Source organism: Gordonia sp. CPCC 205515 (assembly GCF_048537925.1).
GTDB lineage: Bacteria > Actinomycetota > Actinomycetes > Mycobacteriales > Mycobacteriaceae > Gordonia.
Genome location: NZ_JBCLVJ010000013.1, coordinates 70,308 through 88,644, shown reverse-complemented (window position 1 = coordinate 88,644; position 18,337 = coordinate 70,308). Strand labels below are relative to the sequence as shown.

The window sequence follows — 18,337 nt, the reverse complement described above, 5'->3', positions numbered from 1 at the left end:
ACTGCGATGTCCGGCCCTGACACGCTCGCGGACGATCCGATCGTCACCGATCCCGACTTGTACCGTGTGGTGCTCGAGAATGAGCACGTGCGCGTCCTCGAATACCGTGACAAACCCGGCGACGCCACCCACACTCATCACCATCCGGATAGCGTGATGATCCCGCTCGCGCACTTCACCAGACGCCTCACCGTCGACGACCGGCACGCTGAGGTGACTCTCGAACCGCTGGCGGTGCGATGGCTCGACGCGCAGCATCACCGCGGTGAGAACATCGGTGCCACACCGACGCACGCGCTGTTCGTCGAACTCAAGGATCACCGGTCGGACGCGGGGATGCGGGTGCCGCTCGGTCCGCGATAGCTCTCGCGCTCAGAGTGCGTAGCGCGTCGCCGCCGCGCCTTCGGGTCCGACGAGCCCGGACAATCGGCGGTCGTCGCCGACCTCGATGAGTAGTGCGGCGCCGGCCGGACGCAGGTCGATGTTGGCGCCCTGGGCTATCGGCCACCCGAGGAATCGGCACACGAACGAGCGGGAGAAGTGGCCGTGTGACACCACGATCACATCGGAGATCTCCAGGCGTTGTTCGACGACGGCGACCGCGCCGTCCACGCGTTGCGTCATCTGTTCCACCGATTCGCCGTTCGGTGCGCCCTTGGTCCAGATCGCCCAGTCCGGGTCGTGGTCGGCGTGGATCTGTGGGCGGGTCAGGCCCTCGTAGTCGCCGTAGTCCCACTCCGCGAACCGGTCGTCGATCTCGTCGACGGTCAGGCCGGCGAGCTCGGCGGTGCGCTGCGCCCGGTGCCGCGGGGAGGCGAACACATATGGGTCGCGGATCTGCAGTCGCTCGGCGATGCCGTGCAGATTCTGCGCATCACGTTCACCGCGGGCGGTGAGTCCGATGTCGGTCCGGCCGGTGTGCCGATCCGACAGCGACCACTCCGTCTGACCGTGGCGGATGAGCAGGACGCGGTGATGGGTGCGAGGTTCGGACACCTCTCGAGAATATGCCCAGAAGTCGGGTGTCGATCGGAGGCGGGCGCTGCGTCATAGCGGTGATGGCGGCACCGGCCCGAGCGAAGCGATCAGGAATGGTCACCCGGGCTGTCATCATCGGACCCATGAACCCCGTGGTTCCGCCGACCGAAAGGATCTGATCATGCAGTACCTGTTGGCAATCACCGTCGACGAGTCCGTTCCCGCACCGGCGCCGGGTGATCCCGGTTTCGACGAGGGACGCGAGGCGTGGGCGACCTATGGCCGCGCGCTGGCCGCGGCCGGCGTGCTCATCGACGGGGCAAGTCTGACCCCGAGTTCCTCGGCGACGACGATGCGGATCGCGCTCGGCACCTCGCCGACCATCACCGATGGACCCTATGTCGAAGCGAAGGAACAGCTGGCCGGCTACTACCGGATCGAGGTGGACGATCTCGATGCGGCGCTCGCGTGGGCGGGCAAGATCCCGCTGCCGTTCGGGGTCGTCGAGGTGCGTCCCGTGCGGCTGTTCGCGGCGTCCGACGGCACGCCGACCGTCGCGAATCCTGATCGGGCGAATCCCTGAACCCTGTGCCCATGGGTGACGACGTCGACGACGCCGTCGCGGCGTTGGCGCGCGAGGAGAGCGGGCGTGTGCTCGCTCTCCTCGCCGCCCGCTACGACGATCTCGACCTCGCCGACGACTGCGTCCAGGACGCCTTGCTGCAGGCCATGGAAACCTGGCGTGCCCAGGGGATTCCGGCGAACCGGGCGGGCTGGCTCTATACGGTGTCGCGCAACCGGATCGTCGATCAGCTACGACGACGCGACACCGCCCGCCGCCGATTGGCTTCTGCTGCGCGAGATCTGGCCGCCGACGAGGTGTCGGAGTCCGATGCGGGAGAGTCGATGATCCAGGGCGAGGGGGAGGTGGGCGATGAACGCCTGCGGTTGATGCTGCTGTGCTGTCATCCCGCACTCGACGTCACCGCGCAGACCGCGCTCACGCTGCGGTTGGTCGGTGGGCTGACGACGACGGAGATCGCCGCCGGCTTCCTGATACCCGAAAAGACTCTGGCGCAACGGATCGTGCGGGCCAAACGGAAGATCCGGGAGGCCCGAATCCCACTCGCGGTTCCCGACGACCTCGACTCACGTCTCGATGCCTTGCACTCAGTGCTGTACCTGATCTTCAACGAGGGGTATCTCGCCAGCGATCCCGACGCTGCCGACCTGATGCGCGTCGACCTGGCCGAGGAGGCGATCCGGCTCACCGACCTGCTCAGCTCGCTGGTGGACACCGGGGAAACCTTCGGGCTGCTCGCTCTGGAGTTGTTCCACCGCTCGCGCTTCGCCGCGCGCGTCGATCCGTCCGGCGAGCTGGTGACACTCGACCAGCAAGACCGTACCCGTTGGGACGCAGCTCTGGTCGCCCGCGCCCAGGACGCGCTGTCCTCGGCCGTAGCGCGACCTGGTGTGGGGCCGTACCGGATTCAGGCGTTGATCGCCGGAATTCATGCTCGCGCACCGAGTTCGGATGCCACCGACTGGCAGACCATTGTGGAGCTGTACGTCATTCTCGAACGCATGAGCTCGAGTCCGGTGGTGCAGCTCAATCGTGCGATCGCGGTCGGGATGGCGCACGGTCCGCAGCGAGGTCTCGACGATCTCGATGGCATCGAGGGATTGACCGGCCAGCATCTCTGGCACGCGGCCCGCGCCGAGATGCTCGTGCGCCTGGGCCGCGATGCCGACGCGCGTGCGGCGTTCGGTGAGGCACTTGCCCGCGTGCGTAATCCGGCTGAACGGCGCCATCTGCAACGCCGGGTCGCGGAGCTGCGGACGTAGCTCAGGTGGTGAGCGTCAGCGCGAGTTGCGCCACCGCCCAATCGATCTCATCCTCGGTGATCACCAGCGGCGGCGCCAGTCGCAGGGTGGAGCCGTGTGTGTCCTTCGCGAGGACGCCGCGCTCGGCCAGTCGGAGGCAGACCTCCTTCCCGGTACCCAGCGCGGGATCGACGTCGATGCCCGCCCACAACCCCAACCCACGCACGGTCATCACGCCGTGCCCGATGAGTTCGCGCAGGCGCGCGTGCATGCGGTCGCCGAGCGCGGCGGCACGAGCCTGCCAGGTGCCTTCGGCGAGCATGTCGACCACGGTGTGGCCCACCGCGGCGGCCAACGGGTTACCGCCGAACGTGGAGCCGTGTTCACCCGGATGCAGGACGCCGAGGATGTCGCTGTTGGCGACCACCGCCGACACCGGCAGGATGCCGCCGCCGAGCGCCTTGCCGAGTGTGTACACATCGGGCTGCACGTCCCAATGTTGTACGGCGAAGGTCTTTCCGGTCCGCCCGAGTCCGGACTGGATCTCGTCGGCGATCATCAACACGTTGTGATCGGTACACAGTGCCCGCACCCGCGGGAGGTAGTCGTCGGGCGGCACGATGATCCCGGCCTCGCCCTGGATGGGTTCGACGAGCACAGCCACCGTGTTCGCGTCAATCACGTCGGCGATGGCGTCGGCATCCCCGTACGGTACGGTGACGAATCCCGGCGTGAACGGCCCGAATCCGTTGCGGGCGTCGGGATCGTCGCTGAAGCTGACGATGCTGATGGTGCGGCCGTGGAAGTTGCCGCCCGCGACGATCACCCTCGCTTGCCCGTCGGGCACGCCCTTGACGTCGTACCCCCATTTGCGGGCCACCTTGATGGCGGACTCGACCGCTTCGGCCCCGGTGTTCATCGGGAGCACCATGTCCTTGCCGCACAGTGCGGCCAGTGCGGCACAAAAGGGTTCGAGGCGATCGGAGCGAAATGCGCGGCTGGTCAAGGTGACCCGGGTGAGCTGGTCGAGCGCGGCCGCGACGATCCGCGGATTGCGGTGCCCGAAGTTCACCGCCGAATAGGCGCCCAGGCAGTCGAGGTAGCGGCGCCCGTCCACATCGGTGATCCACGCGCCCTCGGCGCTCGCGGCCGTGACCGGCAGGGGTGAATAGTTGTGTGTCACATGTGGTTCTGCGGTCGTCGGCATGGTGGACTCCGTTCCGACGGCCACATCGTCGGGGTCGTCGTGCACTGTCCTCAATTCTAGGGTGCAGCACTTGACTCCACCGCCACCCTTGAGGAGCTCGGACAAGTTGATCCCGATCGGCTCGTAACCGGCGTCGCGCAGCGCCGAGGCCAGACGGGGTGCGGCGTCGGTCATCACGATGTGCCTGCCGTCGGAGACGAGGTTGAGTCCGAGAACGGCCGCGTCGTCGTCGGTGGCGATGATCGCATGCGGAAACAGTTCGGCGAGAACGGCTTGCGACGCAGGGGAAAACGCAGGCGGGTAGTAGGCGATGTTCTCGTCGTCGAGGACGCCGAGCGCGGTGTCGAGGTGATAGTAGCGTGGGTCGACCAGTTCCAGGGTGATCACCGGAAGTCCGGTGAGGGTGGCGATTTCGGCATGGGCGGCGCGGTCGGTGCGGAATCCGGTGCCGGCGAGGATGCGTCCGCCGACGATGAGGAAATCGCCCTCGCCCTCTTGGATTCCGCGGGTGCGGTGAACGGGTCCGTGGCCGTGGCCGGCGAACCAGTCCGCGTAGTGGTCGCCCTCGGCGGCGCGTTCGGGGAAGGCGAAGCGTGCAGCGATGGTGGCCCCGGCCGCACTCAGTCCTCCGTTTGCGGCGTACACCATGTCCGGCAGACCCGGTTGCGGGTCGACGACGTGCACCGCATGCCCGAGGGACTCATAGAGGTCGCGCAGCGTGCGCCACTGGTCGACCGCCCGCGTCGTGTCGACCGGAGTCGACGGATCCATCCACGGATTGATCGCGTACTCGACGGTGAAGTGGGTGGGTGGCGTCATCGCATAAGTCCGGGTGCGGGCGACACGAGGCGCAGGGCGTGCGGACACGGAAGGACTCGTGATCGTCATAGATCGAGGCTATTCTCGGATTGGGACGCAAACAATCGTCGTTCATTGCTCATATGCGCAATGAATCGGGTGCAGTTGAAGGATTGGTGGGGATCGGTTGCGCGGCTTCGACGATCTGGACGAAAAGGTGCTCGCGTGCCTGACACGTGATGCCCGTGCGACCTACGCGCAGATCGGCGACGAGGTCGGGTTGTCCGCGCCCGCGGTCAAGCGACGGGTCGACAGACTGCTCGACGACGGGGTGATCACCGGTTTCACCGCCGTCGTCGATCCGCGTGCGATGGAGTGGAATACCGAGGCCTATGTGCAGGTGTCGTGCCGCGGCAACATCTCGCCGGAGGCACTCAAGGCAGCCTGGGAGCCGATTCCCGAGGTGGTCAGTGCGGCAACCATCACCGGTCAGGCCGACGCCATCCTGCGGGTGCGCGCCCGCGACGTCCGGCACCTCGAGCAGGCGCTCGAACGGATTCGCCGCGCCGGTCCCGTCGACCACTCGGAGTCGATCATCGTGCTCAGCCAGCTCATCGATCGTGGGCACCCGTGAGGCCTGTGCTAGCCTGTCGGACGTGATCAAGACCGCACGCGCCTATTGGCGCTTTATCGAGGCTCCGGGCGAGCCTGCGATGAAGCGTTAACAGACGCGCGCGTACACCACCCGGAGCCCCGAGCAGCGACCAAGAAGGTCGCTGCTCTTGTCATTTCAAGGGCGCCGGTTTCCGCGTAGCAACCAGGGGCGCCCCCGGATACGACAGGGCCAGACCCCGAAAGGCACTCCCAGTGACCACCACGCCAGACCTGATCGCCGCCGCATCCACCTCGGATCGCCGGATCAAGTCCTTCCGCTCGATTCCGTCGCCGGACACCATCCGCGCCGAACTCCCGCTCACCGCACGTCGCGCCCTGGCCGTCCAGGCCGATCGTGACGAGATCGCCGAGATCCTCGCCGGCCGCGACGACCGGCTGCTCGTCGTCGTCGGACCGTGCTCGGTGCACGACCCGATCGCGGCCATCGACTACGCACGCCGTCTCGCGCCGCTGGCGACGCAGCACGCCGACCGTCTCAAGATCGTCATGCGGGTCTACTTCGAGAAGCCGCGCACCACGGTCGGGTGGAAGGGACTCATCAACGATCCCGGCATGGACGGCACCTTCGACGTCGAGCGCGGACTCCGCACGGCACGCTCCCTGCTGCTCGACATCATCGATCTCGGCCTGCCGGTCGGGTGTGAGTTCCTCGAGCCGACCAGCCCGCAGTACATTGCCGACGCGGTCGCGTGGGGTGCCATCGGTGCCCGCACCACCGAGTCCCAGGTGCATCGTCAGCTGGCGTCGGGGCTGTCGATGCCGATCGGGTTCAAGAACGGCACCGACGGCAACATCCAGGTCGCCATCGACGGTGTGAATGCGGCTGCGGCGCAACATGTGTTCTTCGGGGTCGATGACTTCGGGCACGGTGCTGTGGTGGAGACCGCCGGCAATGCGGATTGCCACGTGATCCTGCGGGGCGGCACCGCCGGCCCCAACTACGACGCCGACTCGATCGCCACGGCGGTCACTGCTCTGGCGAAGGCAACGCTGCCGCAGCGGGTCATGATCGATTGCAGTCACGCCAACTCGGGCAAGGACCACGTGCGGCAGGCCGCGGTCGCCGAGGAGATCGCCGCGACCATCCGCGCGACCCGGAAAGCCGGTGGTGCAGCAACGATCTCCGGCGTGATGCTGGAGAGCTTCCTCGAGCCCGGTGCGCAGTCGACCGATGCCCGGCCGCTGGTCTACGGACAGTCGGTCACCGACAAGTGCATGGGCTGGGACACCAGTGCTGCGGTACTGGAGGCGCTGGCACGGAGTTGACTGCTCAGCCGACGGTCACACTGACTGCTCAGCCGACGGTCACACTGACGGCTCAGCCGACAACGACCAGCCACACCGCGATGTAGTGCAGGAGCGCGGCGATCACCGTGCACGCGTGGAAGATCTCGTGGTGGCCGAAGGTCGTCGGCCAGGGGTTGGGCCAGCGCAGCGCGTAGGCGATCGCGCCGATGCTGTAGAAAAGTCCGCCGAGCGCCAGCAGGATCGCCACGTCGAGGCCGGAGTGGGCGACCAGGGTCGGCGCGACGACGACGATCACCCATCCGAGCGTGACGTAGAGCGCCACGCTGAGCCAGCGCGGTCCGGCCGGCCACATGAGTTTCAGTGCCACACCGGCCGCCGCGCCCGCCCACACGATGCCGAGGACCCACCACCGTTCCGGCACCGGCAGGGCGAGCACGCAGAACGGCGTGTAGGAGCCCGCGATGAACACGAAGATCATCGAGTGATCGGCCCGTTTCATCCGCACGTAGGCGCGGGGTGTCTTCCAGGCGATGCGATGATAGGTGGCGCTCACCGTGAACAGGCCGACGACGGTCACCGCGTAGATGGCGCACGCCAGTGCCGCGCCGGTTCCGTCGAGGATCGCGGCGCCGACGACGACCGCGACCCCGGCGAGGGTCGCCACCATGGCGGAGTAGTGGTGGATGACACCGCGTAGGCGCGGGCGCAAAGGAACCGGCAGGGCGTCGGTCAGGATGCTCACGGAACCTACGGTAGCGTAAGTTACGCGCGAGTCGAACTCGGCGGTCCGAACTTGGCCGAGCCCGCCGGAAAGCGGGGCCGCGCGGCGATAGGATCGAGCACCGATGAAACTTCTTCCCGATCGGCTCCGGCGTCCGATGCTCAGCGTGTACGAGCGTCGCATCGTCGCAACCCTCGAACCTGCGCAACTGCCGCGCCACGTTGCCATCATCTGCGACGGCAATCGTCGATGGGCGCGGGAGGCCGGATTCGAGGACATCAGCCACGGGCATCGGGTGGGGGCCCAGCGCGTTGCCGACATGCTCACGTGGTGCGCGGAGCTGGGGATCTCGACGGTCACCATCTATCTGCTGTCGACCGAGAACCTCCAGCGGGCATCCGACGAGCTTGATGCCCTGATGGAAATCGTGCCCGACATCGTCGACGAGATCTCGAGCATCGGCGACTGGCGGGTCCGCATCGTGGGCAACCTCGACCCCCTGCCCGACGTGGCCGCCAAGCGGCTGCGGCTGGCCTCGGAGCGCACTGCCGGGCGGTCGGGCATGAACGTCAACGTGGCGGTCGGCTACGGCGGCCGCCAGGAAATAGTCGAGGCGGTGCAGTCGCTGTTGGTCGAACGTCTGGCTGCCGGTGATACGCCGGAGCAGATGATCGACGCGGTGACCGTCGAGGCGATCGACCGCAACCTCTACACCCAGGGGCAACCCGACCCCGATCTGGTCATCCGGACCTCCGGTGAACAACGGCTGTCCGGCTTCCTGCTGTGGCAGAGCGCCTACTCGGAGATCTGGTTCACCGACGCCTACTGGCCGGAGTTCCGGCGCGTCGACTTCTTGCGCGCGCTGCGCGACTACGGTGCCCGCAGCCGGCGTTTCGGCAAGTAGTCCGCGAACAGTTCCACCAGCGCGTCGACGTCCGCGGAGAAGGCCGACGCCCGGGGCGTGCCGAATCCGACGACGATCCCGCCGCGCGGCGCATCGCGAGCATCCGGGTGCCGAAACCAGGACAACCCGGCAATCGAGAATCCGCGCCGCCCCGCTTCGATCAGGATCTGCGTCTCCACCTCCGGGTCCACCGGAATGAGCGCATGCAGGCCGGCCGCCACCCCGGGCACCTCGATGCCCACCTCGGCCAGCCGCCCGGCCAGCAGATCACGGCGTCGTCGGTAGTACTGCCGGCTCCGGCGGATGTGCCGGTCGTAGGCGCCCGAGTCGATCATGTCGGCAAGCACCAGCTGGTCCAGCACGCTGGCGTTGGGTTCTCGAATCCCCTTGGCCGCCACCACGGTACCGACCAACTGGGGAGGCAGCACCAGCCAGGCGATCCGCACCGCCGGAGACAGTGTCTTACTCACCGACCCGGCATAGATCACCGCATCGGGGCCGAGCGACTGCAGGGCGCCGACCGGTTCGCGGTCGTAGCGGAGTTCGCCGTCGTAGTCGTCCTCGACGATCAGGCTGCCGGTCGTCCGCGCCCACTCGACGACCGCCCATCGTCGCGCGGGCAACAGTGGCACGCCCGTCGGGTACTGATGGCTCGGTGTCAGCAGGACGCCGTCGACGTGGTCGGGGAGCGTATCGATATCGGCACCGCCGCCGTCGATCGGGATCGGCGTCGTGGCGGTGCCGCCTCGCTCGATCACGTCCCGGTGGAAGCCCAACCCATGGCTCTCGACGGCGAGGGTGCCGCCGAACACGGTGCGCGACAACAGTTCCAGCGCGAACATGACCGAGGTCGTCAGCACGATCCGCTCGGGATCGACACGGACCCCGCGTACCCGGGCGAGATAACCCGACAAGGATTGTCGCAGTTGCATACTGCCCTGCGGGTCGCCCGGTCCGAACACGTCGTCGGGTGCGTGGGTGAGCGCCCGGCGGGTCGCGGTGATCCAGTCGCGGCGGGGAAACAGTGACGAATTGGGTTGGCCCAGTGAGAAGTCGTGCGTCGGACGGAGTGTTGGAGGACTGGTCTCGGTCCGGGGGCCGGCAGGTGCGGGATCCGGTGTGTGCCCGATGTCGGCGACGGTCGTCCCCGATCCCTGCCTCGCGACGAGCCAGCCCTCGGCGATCAGTTCCTGGTAGACCGCGGCGACCGTGCCGCGAGCGAGCCCCACGTCAGCGGCGAGGGACCGGTACGGCGGCAAGGTGGTGCCGGGTGTCAGCCGTCCGTCGGCGATGGCGGTGCGCAGCGCCTCGGCGAGGGTGTGGCGTCGGCGGGCGCCGCGGCCCCGGGCGCTCTCGGTGGGGTCCGGCTGCAGGTCGAGGAACAGGTCGGTGCCGAGTCGTCGGGCGACCTGCGCCCACGGATCGGAATTGGCCTGCTTGATCACGTCTCGATTGAACCAGTTTCTTGATGCAATTTGTCTCTACGGTGGAACCTGAACCTGCTGAATCGAAGGGGGAACGAGATGAGAGTGGCGATTGTCGGCGCCAGTGGCCAGATCGGCGGCGACGTGGCGGCCCGACTGAGAGAGCGTGCGGTCGACGTGGTCGCGGCGCACCGGGCCGCGGGCGTCGACGCCTACACCGGCGACGGCCTGGCCGATGCGCTCAGTGGTGCGGACGTCGTGGTGGATTGCGTCAACGTGACGACGCAGCGGGCCAAGACGGCCATCGACTTCTTCGGAACAGTCGCGGGCAATATCGCCGGGGCAGCGGCCGACGCGAAGGTCGACCGGGTGATCTGCTTGTCCATCATCAACGCCGCGAATCCCGCGGTGAATGCCAAATTCGGGTACTACCAAGGCAAAGCGGCAGCCGAACGCGTCTATCAGGACGCGATCGGGGACCGGCTCACCCTCGTGCGGTCCGCACAATGGTACGAACTCGCACAGCAGATGATGGGCATGATGCGCCTCGGTCCGGTCGCGGTGGTGCCGCACATGCGGTGTCAACCGCTGTCGGTGGCGGACGCGGCGACCGCGCTGGCCGACGCGGTCACCTCGCCCCCGGCCGGCGATATCGCCGTGGCGGGACCCGAGGTCTGCGACCTGACCGAGGTGGCGCGGGCCATCGCCGCGCGCACCGGTTCTCCGCGAAAGGTTTTCGGCGTCAACTTCGGCGGTGCTGCCATCCGCAACGGCGGACTGGTGCCGGAACGTCCGGACGTGATCGCACCCACCACCCTGGCCGAATGGATCGAGAAGGTGTACCCGGCATGAGCACAACGACGACAGATCGCCCCGAATTGCCCGACGGACTGCCCGACACGCGGCGAATGTGGCTGCCGCGTACCAATCCTGGCGTCTACAAGGCCCTCGTCGCGCTGCAGCGCGCGTCGTCGGAGGACGTGGAGCCCGAACTCGGTGAGCTCATCAAGATCCGTGCCTCGCAACTCAATCACTGCGCGTACTGCCTGCACATGCACGTCTCCGACGCGGTAGCGCTGGGCGTGGACCCGCTGCTGCTCTCGATGGTCGCGGTGTGGCGCGAGGCGACGCACCTGTTCACCGAGCGACAATGCGCGGCCCTCGAACTCACCGACCACGTCACCCGGCTCGGCGAGCGGGGCGTCCCCGACGACGTGTTCGCCCGAGCGCGAACGCAGTTCGACGAGGCGGAGCTCGGTCGGGTGCTGGCGTCGATCGTGATGATCAACGCGTGGAACCGGATCGCGATCGCCGGTAGCTATCCGGCCGGCCTCGACGAACGGCAGCTGCGTTCGTGAGACGACCGGAGATCACAGCTTGCGCAAGCGAACCCGGTTGATGGAGTGATCCGGGTCCTTGCGCAACACCAGGGTGGCGCGCGGCCGGGTCGGCAGGATGTTCTCGTTCAGGTTGGGCAGGTTGATCGACGTCCACAGATCGCGAGCGGCGATCGTGGCCTGCTCGTCGGTGAGCGTCGAGTAGTAGTGGAAGTGGGAATCCGGGTTGGCGAACGACGTGGTCCGCATCTTCAGGAACCGGGAGATGTACCACTGCTCGATATCGGCGGTCTTACCGTCGACGTAGATCGAGAAGTCGAACAGGTCCGACACCATCAGGGTGCGCCCGGTCTGCAGCACGTTGAGTCCCTCGAGGATCAAGATGTCGGGCTGGCGCACATAGTGTTTGACGTCGGGCACGATGTCGTAGGCGATGTGCGAATAGACCGGTGCGGTGACCTCCCGCGCCCCCGACTTCACCTCGGTGACGAACCGGAGCAGGGCCCGACGATCATACGACTCCGGAAACCCCTTGCGGTGCATGATGCCTCGACGTTCCAGTTCACGTGTCGGCAGCAGGAAGCCGTCGGTGGTGACCAGGTCGACCTTGGGGTGGGAATCCCAGCGCGCGAGCAGCGCGGCGAGCACGCGGGCCGTCGTGGATTTGCCGACGGCGACGCTGCCGGCGATACCGATGACGAACGGCACCTGCCGATTCGTCTGTCGCTCACCGAGGAAGGTCGAGGTCGCCGCGAACAGCCGTTGCCGCGCAGCGACTTGCAGATGAATCAGACGCGACAGGGGGAGATAGACGTCGGCGACCTCGTCGAGGTCGACCTGCTCGCCGAGACCCACGAGCTGATCGAGTTCGCTCTCGTTGAGCACCATTGGCATGGATTCACGCAGATCACGCCACTGTCGCCGGTCGAGTTCCAGGTACAGACTGGGGTCGCGCCCGGTCGTGTCGCGTGCCATGGCCTACAGCTTAAGCATCGCCCCACGCACGATCGGTCACCGGTGGGTAGCGTGCACAGGCATGAGCGCGCCTCGAACGTCTCCCGTCGTCACCGAGTACCTCCGCCTGGGGCTGGCGTTTGATCGCCTCGAGGAGGGTTTTGTCGACGCCTTCACCGGCGATCCGCAGTTGCACGCCGAAGTGGTCAACGGCCCGACGCCGGAACCGGCGGCGCTCGCCGACCGGGCCCGCGGTCTGCGCGGTGAACTGCCCGCCGACCTTCCGTCCCCGCGGGCGGCGTTCATCGACTCGCATCTGGCCGCGCTCGAATGCTCGGCGCGGAAGTTCGCCGGGGAGCAGATCGGTTTCGTCGACGAAGTGCAGGCCTACTTCGACGTCGACATCGCCATGAGCGACGAGCAGTCGTATCGGGAAGCGCATGCGGCGATGGCCGTCGAACTCGGGGTCCCCGGTGCCACCGGTGACGCATTGGCCGACGCGTATGCCGCGCACAAACGGGCCGACGAGATCCCCGCCGACCGCGTCGACGACTGCGTCCGCGCGTTCAGCAGCGCGTTGCGCGACCGGGTGCGTGACACGTATCCGTTGCCGGACAACGAGATCGTCGAGTTCGAGGTCGTCGGCGACAAACCGTGGTCGGGCTTCAACTACTACCTCGGCGGGTACCGCTCGAAGGTGGCGATCAATACCGATCTGACGCAGTACATGTCGTCACTGCCGCATCTGATCGCCCACGAGGCCTACCCCGGGCACCACACCGAGCACTGCCGCAAGGAGCAGATCCTGGTCGGTGGTGGTCAGGCCGAGCAGACCATCTTCCTGGTCAACACCCCGCAGTGCCTGATGGCCGAGGGCCTCGCCGATCATGCGCTGGTCGCGGCGATGGGGGACGACTGGGGGCGGTGGGCGCAGGAGATCTACGCCGACCTCGGCCTGCGGTTCGACGGGGAGCGGGCGCAGCGGATGTCGCGGGCGTCGGCCGGGCTGCTCGGCGTGCGGCAGGACGCGGCGCTGTTGCTGCACGACCGTGGGGCAGACCAGGATTCGGTGGCGCAGTTCTTGCAGCGCTGGCTGCTGGCACCACCGGAGCGGGCACGGCAGATGCTGCGCTTCCTCACCTCGCCGCTGTGGCGGGCCTACATCTCCACCTACGTCGAGGGGTACCGGTTGCTGGGGGAATGGCTCGACCTGACTCCGGGCCATGAGCGGCTCGCCCGGTTCGGCCGATTGCTCGACGAGCCACTCACTCCGGCCCAGTTGAGAGCCGAGATCGCCGCTGTCTGACGCTCCTCTTAGACTGTGCACCCATGAGCCAGAATTCGGAGTCCGTCAACTCGATGTCCCTTGCTGACCTCGACCCGGATGTCGCCGCGGCGATGAACGGTGAGCTGAGTCGGCAGCGCGACACCCTCGAGATGATCGCGTCGGAGAACTTCGTGCCGCGCGCCGTGCTGCAGGCCCAGGGCAGCGTCCTGACCAACAAGTACGCCGAGGGCTATCCCGGGCGCCGGTACTACGGCGGCTGCGAATACGTCGACGTCGTCGAGGACATCGCCCGTGACCGGGCCAAGGCGCTCTTCGGTGCCGACTTCGCCAACGTGCAGCCGCACTCGGGTGCGCAGGCCAACGCCGCGGTGCTGATGGCGCTGATGAACCCGGGCGAGAAGTTGCTCGGCCTGGACCTCGCGCACGGTGGTCACCTCACCCACGGCATGCGGCTCAACTTCTCCGGCAAGCTCTACGAGATCGAGTCCTACGGGGTCAGCAAAGAGGACTTCCGCGTCGACATGGACGAGGTGCGCAAGATCGCGCTTGCGGCCAAGCCGAAGGTGATCTGCGCCGGCTGGTCGGCCTACCCCCGCACCCTTGACTTCGAGGCGTTCCGCTCCATCGCCGACGAGGTCGGCGCCTACCTGTGGACCGACATGGCGCACTTCGCCGGCCTGGTCGCCGCCGACCTGCACCCGTCGCCGGTGCCGCACTCCGACGTCGTCTCCACCACCGTGCACAAGACGCTGGGCGGACCGCGTTCGGGCCTCATCCTGGCCAAGCAGGAATGGGCCAAGAAGCTCAACTCGGCTGTCTTCCCCGGCCAGCAGGGCGGACCGCTCATGCACGCCATCGCCGGCAAGGCCGTCGCCCTCAAGATCGCCGGCACCGACGAATTCGCCGACCGACAGCGCCGCACCCTCTCGGGCGCCAAGCTCCTCGCGGACCGCCTCACCGGCGCCGACGTGGAGAAGGCCGGTGTCTCGGTGCTCACCGGCGGCACCGACGTACACCTGGTGCTCGTCGACCTGCGCAACAGCAAGCTCGACGGGCAGCAGGCCGAAGACCTGCTGCATCAGATCGGCATCACCGTCAACCGCAACGCCGTGCCGTTCGACCCGCGCCCGCCGATGGTCACCTCCGGTCTGCGGATCGGCACCCCGGCGCTGGCCACCCGCGGTTTCGGCGACGAGCAGTTCACCGAGGTCGCCGACATCATCGGTACCGCGCTGGCGGCCGGCGCCGACGCCGACGTATCCGCACTGCGCGGACGGGTGTCGGCACTGGCCCTGGACTTCCCGCTGTACGAGGGTCTCGAGCAGTGGGGACTGATGAGCCGGGCCTGACGACCCGGATTTCCCACACCCTTGCCTCGTTCTCTATCCTCTTTCCGATGAACGCATTGACCGAGGACGAGCTGATCATCGCGCTGGAGAAGGCGCTGCCGGAGATCGCCGAGGACCACCAGGCCGCGGCGCTCGCCTGGAATCCACATGACTGGGTGCCGTGGGATCTGGGTCGCAACTTCGCCTTCCTCGGTGGCCAGGACTGGGATTCCTCGCAGCAGACGCTCTCCGACGAGGTGCGCGCCGGGCTGCTGGTGCTGCTGCTCACCAAGGACAATCTGCCGTCGTATCACCGGGTGCTGGCCAAACACTTCCCGGCGTTCTCCGACTGGCGGCAGCTGGTCGGCGTGTGGACGGCCGAGGACAACCGACATGCCATCGTGCTGCGTGACTACCTCGTGGTCACCCGTGCCATCGACCCGGTGGACGCCGAAGAGCGTCGTCGCATCCACGTGACCGCCGGATACCGGCAGCACGAGGCCGCGGTCGCCGAACTCGGGCCGCTCGACGTACTGGCGCTGATGGCCGTCCACGAGAACCAGTGCGTGGGATTCATCGAGAAATTGCGTGGCGCGGTCACCGACGACGTGTTCAGTCAGATCCTGGCCAAGATCTCCGCCGACGACGCGCTGCAGGCCACCACGTTCGCGGCATTCCTCAACGCCGGCCTCGTCGCAGATCCCGAGGGAACCGTGCTCGCGGTCGATCGCGCGCTTGTGCGACTGGCCACAGAAGAATTCGGTTTCGATGTCGCCGACTTCGACCCCGAACGGGCGCTGATCGCGGGGTACGAGAACGACGAGACCCGCGCCGGTATCGCCGCGACGCTCGCCGACCAGCTGAAACTCGACACCGTGCAGGGGCTCGGTGACGACGCCGAGGCAGCGCGCCTGCGGATACTGGCCGCCGCCGGTCGCTGAGCCGCATACCTCCCGGCAACCTGCGTTAACGCATAATTCACGCCGACACACCCCTTTCCGACGCGCCGGGAGGGGTGTGTCGGCGTACTTTGACCAGTGACGGGCCGCGGGGAAGCGGTTCGTCCGGGAGGTTCAAATCGTGGTGTGTACCAGCAACGCGAGGGGACCGGCCCCGGTCCTCGTTCATCTCGGCTGATCGCCGAGACGAGCAAGAACCCGCCGGTCGTCCAACTGGTTTGTGCGGGCGCCGCACAAACGTAGGAGCCCTACGTGACCACACGCACCTACGTCCTCGACACCTCCGTGCTGCTGTCTGATCCTTGGGCGGCCACACGTTTCGCTGAGCATCATGTGGTCTTACCGCTGGTGGTCATCAGTGAACTCGAGGGCAAACGCCATCACCATGAACTCGGTTGGTTCGCGCGTGAGGCGTTGCGGATGCTCGACGATCTGCGCCTCGAGCACGGCCGACTCGATGTACCGCTGCCCATCGGTGACGAGGGCGGTACCCTGCAGGTCGAGTTGAACCACACGGACCCGGCGGTACTGCCCGCAGGCTTCCGTACCGACACCAACGATTCACGAATCCTCGCCTGCGCGTTGAATCTTCGCGCCGAGGGCCTCGACGTGACACTCGTGTCCAAGGACACGCCGTTGCGAGTGAAGGCGGGCGCGGTCGGATTAGCCGCCGACGAGTACCACGCCCAGGATGTCGTCGTCTCCGGTTGGTCGGGCATGACCGAACTCGACGTCGAATCCGCGGCCATCGACAAGCTGTTCGCCGAAGGTGTCGTCGATCTCGATTCAGCGCGAGAACTGCCGTGCCACACCGGTATTCGGTTGCTCGGTCACGGGTCCAGTGCGCTGGGCCGGGTCAACGAGGACAAACGCGTCCAGTTGGTCCGTGGCGACCGCGAGGCCTTCGGTCTACATGGCCGCTCCGCGGAACAGCGTGTGGCACTTGATCTTCTGCTCGACGACACAGTCGGCATCGTTTCCCTCGGCGGCAAGGCAGGCACCGGTAAGTCGGCGCTGGCCCTGTGCGCGGGTCTCGAGGCGGTACTCGAACGACGCACGCAGCGTAAGGTTGTCGTGTTTCGCCCGCTGTATGCCGTTGGCGGACAACAACTCGGCTACCTCCCGGGCAGTGAGGCCGACAAGATGGGCCCGTGGGCCCAGGCCGTCTTCGACACCCTCGAAGGACTCGCGTCACCTGAGGTGATCGAAGAGGTGCTCAGTCGCGGAATGCTGGAAGTGTTGCCGCTCACGCACATTCGCGGTCGCTCGCTGCACGACTCCTTCGTGATCGTCGACGAGGCGCAGTCGCTGGAACGCAACGTGCTGCTGACGGTGCTGTCCCGCCTCGGCTCCGGATCGCGGGTGGTCCTCACCCACGACGTCGCGCAGCGCGACAACCTGCGGGTCGGACGGCACGACGGCGTGGCCGCTGTCATCGAGAAGCTCAAGGGGCATCCGCTCTTCGCGCACGTGACCCTCACCCGCAGCGAGCGAAGCCCGATCGCGGCGCTGGTGACCGACATGCTCGAGGAGTTCGCGCCGAGCGCCTACTGACGCGAGTTTCGGGCGTTGGTGACTCGATCCTGACCGGTCCGTGATCACCCTGTGATTCATGCGCTCTTGCCCTTTGGCACACTGGTGTGGTGCTGAAGTTACTGATGAGGCGAATGAGGTTATTGGGACTACTGGTGATTGCGGTGTTGGCCGCGTTCGCCGGTGGTGCCGGGACGGCGCTTGCCGCTCCCGGAACAACGACCCCGACCACCCCATCGTCGCCGACCACAAAACCGGGTGCGACCTCGACGGGAACCGGTATTCCGCTGGTCGACAACCTGCTGAACACGTTGGCGGGAAACTCGCCCGGCGGGTCGTCGGGTTCGACCGGCGGTGACACCAGCCAGATGATCGTGGTGACCGCGCCCAAGGCGAGCGACACAACGGCGACGCTGACCGCGTTCGAGCGTGGTGCCGATGGGACGTGGAAGCCGGTCATCGGTCCGACCAAGGCGTTCCTGGGGTCGCAGGGGATGGGGGAGCCGAAGGACAATGTCCCGCGCACGCCGCAGGGCACCTTCGCGCTCGACAAGGCGTTCGGGCGCCTGGCCAATCCGGGTACCAAGATGCCGTACACCAAGGTGGACCGGCAGGACTGGTGGGACTCGAACATGAAGTCGCCCACCTACAACACGATGGTGCGGCAGCCCAAGAGTCCCGGTGGCGACAGCGAGAACCTGTACGACTCGGGTCCGGTCTACGACTACGCGGTCAACATCGCGCACAACCCGCAGCGGACGCCGGGCAAGGCATCGGCGATGTTCCTGCACGTGACCAACAACCAGCCGACCCTGGGCTGCGTGGCGATCGACAAGGAGTCGATGCGCAAGGTGCTCGTCTGGCTCGATCCGGCCAAGCACCCCAAGATCACGATCGGCGTCAACCAGGCTGCGCCCGCGTCTACGCCACAGTCCGGCACGACGCCATCGAGCCCGACGCCGTCCAAGCCGGGCACAACGACCCCGGGAACCTCGACGCCGCCATCGGGCACCCCGCCGACCTCGACCACACCGGGCGGGTCTGGCCTCTCGAGCCTTCCGGGCGCGGACTCACTGACGCAGCTGCTGTCGCAGCTGGTGGGCCTGGTGCCGGCGCTGTTCGGGGCCGGCAACGGTAGCTGACCTTCACCGAAAGGAAC

The 18,337-nt window shown here is 67.2% G+C and carries 18 protein-coding genes; 13 read left to right on the top strand and 5 right to left on the bottom strand.

Annotated elements, in window-relative coordinates:
* The first annotated feature begins 6 nt into the window (after positions 1 to 6).
* On the top strand, positions 7 to 363 hold the full coding sequence (locus AAFP30_RS20355) for a cytoplasmic protein (RefSeq protein WP_419231828.1): 357 nt from the start codon (positions 7 to 9) through the stop codon (positions 361 to 363).
* A gap of 9 nt (positions 364 to 372) precedes the next feature.
* Here the strand turns inward: AAFP30_RS20355 and AAFP30_RS20350 are convergent, their stop codons facing one another.
* Positions 373 to 996, bottom strand: a complete 624-nt coding sequence (locus AAFP30_RS20350; protein ID WP_419231827.1) for a histidine phosphatase family protein — start codon at positions 994 to 996, stop codon at positions 373 to 375.
* Positions 997 to 1,159: 163 nt separating this feature from the next.
* Here AAFP30_RS20350 and AAFP30_RS20345 point away from each other — a divergent pair, with 163 nt between their 5' ends.
* Together AAFP30_RS20345 and AAFP30_RS20340 are read left to right on the top strand one after the other, a co-directional pair.
* Entirely contained in the window at positions 1,160 to 1,561 is a 402-nt protein-coding gene (locus AAFP30_RS20345) for a YciI family protein (protein ID WP_419231826.1), read from the top strand.
* Positions 1,562 to 1,572: 11 nt separating this feature from the next.
* Entirely contained in the window at positions 1,573 to 2,823 is a 1,251-nt protein-coding gene (locus AAFP30_RS20340; protein ID WP_419231825.1) for an RNA polymerase sigma factor, read from the top strand.
* 1 nt (position 2,824) lies between these two features.
* Here the strand turns inward: AAFP30_RS20340 and rocD are convergent, their stop codons facing one another.
* Positions 2,825 to 4,897, bottom strand: coding sequence for an ornithine--oxo-acid transaminase (gene rocD, locus AAFP30_RS20335; protein ID WP_419231824.1), 2,073 nt, complete (start codon positions 4,895 to 4,897; stop codon positions 2,825 to 2,827).
* A gap of 97 nt (positions 4,898 to 4,994) precedes the next feature.
* On the opposite strand from rocD, the gene AAFP30_RS20330 reads away from it, so the two are divergent.
* Positions 4,995 to 5,441 (top strand): Lrp/AsnC family transcriptional regulator, encoded by a 447-nt coding sequence (locus AAFP30_RS20330; RefSeq protein ID WP_419231823.1) that lies wholly within the window; start codon positions 4,995 to 4,997, stop codon positions 5,439 to 5,441.
* A 233-nt stretch (positions 5,442 to 5,674) separates the two neighbouring features.
* On the top strand, positions 5,675 to 6,748 hold the full coding sequence (locus AAFP30_RS20325) for a 3-deoxy-7-phosphoheptulonate synthase (RefSeq protein WP_419231821.1): 1,074 nt from the start codon (positions 5,675 to 5,677) through the stop codon (positions 6,746 to 6,748).
* 52 nt (positions 6,749 to 6,800) lie between these two features.
* Here AAFP30_RS20325 and trhA read toward each other — a convergent pair whose 3' ends face one another.
* On the bottom strand, positions 6,801 to 7,472 hold the full coding sequence (gene trhA / locus AAFP30_RS20320; protein ID WP_419231820.1) for a PAQR family membrane homeostasis protein TrhA: 672 nt from the start codon (positions 7,470 to 7,472) through the stop codon (positions 6,801 to 6,803).
* 103 nt (positions 7,473 to 7,575) lie between these two features.
* Between trhA and AAFP30_RS20315 the strand changes: the two genes are divergently transcribed.
* Positions 7,576 to 8,355, top strand: coding sequence for an isoprenyl transferase (locus tag AAFP30_RS20315; protein ID WP_419231819.1), 780 nt, complete (start codon positions 7,576 to 7,578; stop codon positions 8,353 to 8,355).
* On the opposite strand, the gene AAFP30_RS20310 is transcribed toward AAFP30_RS20315, so the two are convergent.
* The gene (locus AAFP30_RS20310; protein ID WP_419231818.1) at positions 8,322 to 9,800 is read right to left on the bottom strand and encodes a PLP-dependent aminotransferase family protein; all 1,479 of its coding nucleotides are present in this window, start codon (positions 9,798 to 9,800) and stop codon (positions 8,322 to 8,324) included. The two genes, AAFP30_RS20315 and AAFP30_RS20310, sit on opposite strands and share 34 nt — an antisense overlap.
* A gap of 78 nt (positions 9,801 to 9,878) precedes the next feature.
* Between AAFP30_RS20310 and AAFP30_RS20305 the strand changes: the two genes are divergently transcribed.
* Positions 9,879 to 10,631, top strand: coding sequence for an SDR family oxidoreductase (locus AAFP30_RS20305; protein ID WP_419231817.1), 753 nt, complete (start codon positions 9,879 to 9,881; stop codon positions 10,629 to 10,631).
* A complete protein-coding gene (locus tag AAFP30_RS20300; protein ID WP_419231816.1) occupies positions 10,628 to 11,137 on the top strand; it encodes a carboxymuconolactone decarboxylase family protein in 510 nt (169 codons plus the stop codon). Before AAFP30_RS20305 ends, AAFP30_RS20300 begins: the two co-directional genes overlap by 4 nt.
* Positions 11,138 to 11,149: 12 nt before the next feature.
* On the opposite strand, the gene coaA is transcribed toward AAFP30_RS20300, so the two are convergent.
* The gene (gene coaA, locus AAFP30_RS20295) at positions 11,150 to 12,091 is read right to left on the bottom strand and encodes a type I pantothenate kinase (RefSeq protein ID WP_419231814.1); all 942 of its coding nucleotides are present in this window, start codon (positions 12,089 to 12,091) and stop codon (positions 11,150 to 11,152) included.
* 61 nt (positions 12,092 to 12,152) lie between these two features.
* Here coaA and AAFP30_RS20290 point away from each other — a divergent pair, with 61 nt between their 5' ends.
* The 5 genes from AAFP30_RS20290 (at position 12,153) to AAFP30_RS20270 (ending at position 18,320) form a co-directional block, all read left to right on the top strand.
* Positions 12,153 to 13,376: a DUF885 domain-containing protein gene (locus tag AAFP30_RS20290; protein WP_419231813.1), complete on the top strand. Its 1,224-nt coding sequence runs from the start codon at positions 12,153 to 12,155 to the stop codon at positions 13,374 to 13,376.
* A 23-nt stretch (positions 13,377 to 13,399) separates the two neighbouring features.
* Positions 13,400 to 14,707 carry a serine hydroxymethyltransferase gene (glyA, locus tag AAFP30_RS20285; protein WP_419231812.1) on the top strand — a complete coding sequence of 436 codons (1,308 nt, stop codon included), beginning with the start codon at positions 13,400 to 13,402 and terminating at the stop codon, positions 14,705 to 14,707.
* Between the two features lie 47 nt (positions 14,708 to 14,754).
* Entirely contained in the window at positions 14,755 to 15,627 is an 873-nt protein-coding gene (locus tag AAFP30_RS20280) for an acyl-ACP desaturase (protein WP_419231811.1), read from the top strand.
* 270 nt (positions 15,628 to 15,897) lie between these two features.
* Positions 15,898 to 17,199: a PhoH family protein gene (locus tag AAFP30_RS20275; RefSeq protein ID WP_419231809.1), complete on the top strand. Its 1,302-nt coding sequence runs from the start codon at positions 15,898 to 15,900 to the stop codon at positions 17,197 to 17,199.
* Positions 17,200 to 17,312: 113 nt separating this feature from the next.
* Positions 17,313 to 18,320, top strand: a complete 1,008-nt coding sequence (locus tag AAFP30_RS20270; protein ID WP_419231808.1) for a L,D-transpeptidase family protein — start codon at positions 17,313 to 17,315, stop codon at positions 18,318 to 18,320.
* Positions 18,321 to 18,337 lie beyond the last annotated feature (17 nt).

Coding starts and splice junctions, on each gene's coding strand:
- AAFP30_RS20355 (WP_419231828.1), top strand. CDS start 7: ATGTCCGGCCCTGACACGCTCGCGGACGATCCGATCGTCACCGATCCC.
- AAFP30_RS20345 (WP_419231826.1), top strand. CDS start 1,160: ATGCAGTACCTGTTGGCAATCACCGTCGACGAGTCCGTTCCCGCACCG.
- AAFP30_RS20340 (WP_419231825.1), top strand. CDS start 1,573: ATGGGTGACGACGTCGACGACGCCGTCGCGGCGTTGGCGCGCGAGGAG.
- rocD (WP_419231824.1), bottom strand. CDS start 4,897: ATGACGATCACGAGTCCTTCCGTGTCCGCACGCCCTGCGCCTCGTGTC.
- AAFP30_RS20315 (WP_419231819.1), top strand. CDS start 7,576: ATGAAACTTCTTCCCGATCGGCTCCGGCGTCCGATGCTCAGCGTGTAC.
- AAFP30_RS20305 (WP_419231817.1), top strand. CDS start 9,879: ATGAGAGTGGCGATTGTCGGCGCCAGTGGCCAGATCGGCGGCGACGTG.
- AAFP30_RS20300 (WP_419231816.1), top strand. CDS start 10,628: ATGAGCACAACGACGACAGATCGCCCCGAATTGCCCGACGGACTGCCC.
- coaA (WP_419231814.1), bottom strand. CDS start 12,091: ATGGCACGCGACACGACCGGGCGCGACCCCAGTCTGTACCTGGAACTC.
- AAFP30_RS20290 (WP_419231813.1), top strand. CDS start 12,153: ATGAGCGCGCCTCGAACGTCTCCCGTCGTCACCGAGTACCTCCGCCTG.
- glyA (WP_419231812.1), top strand. CDS start 13,400: ATGAGCCAGAATTCGGAGTCCGTCAACTCGATGTCCCTTGCTGACCTC.
- AAFP30_RS20280 (WP_419231811.1), top strand. CDS start 14,755: ATGAACGCATTGACCGAGGACGAGCTGATCATCGCGCTGGAGAAGGCG.
- AAFP30_RS20270 (WP_419231808.1), top strand. CDS start 17,313: ATGAGGTTATTGGGACTACTGGTGATTGCGGTGTTGGCCGCGTTCGCC.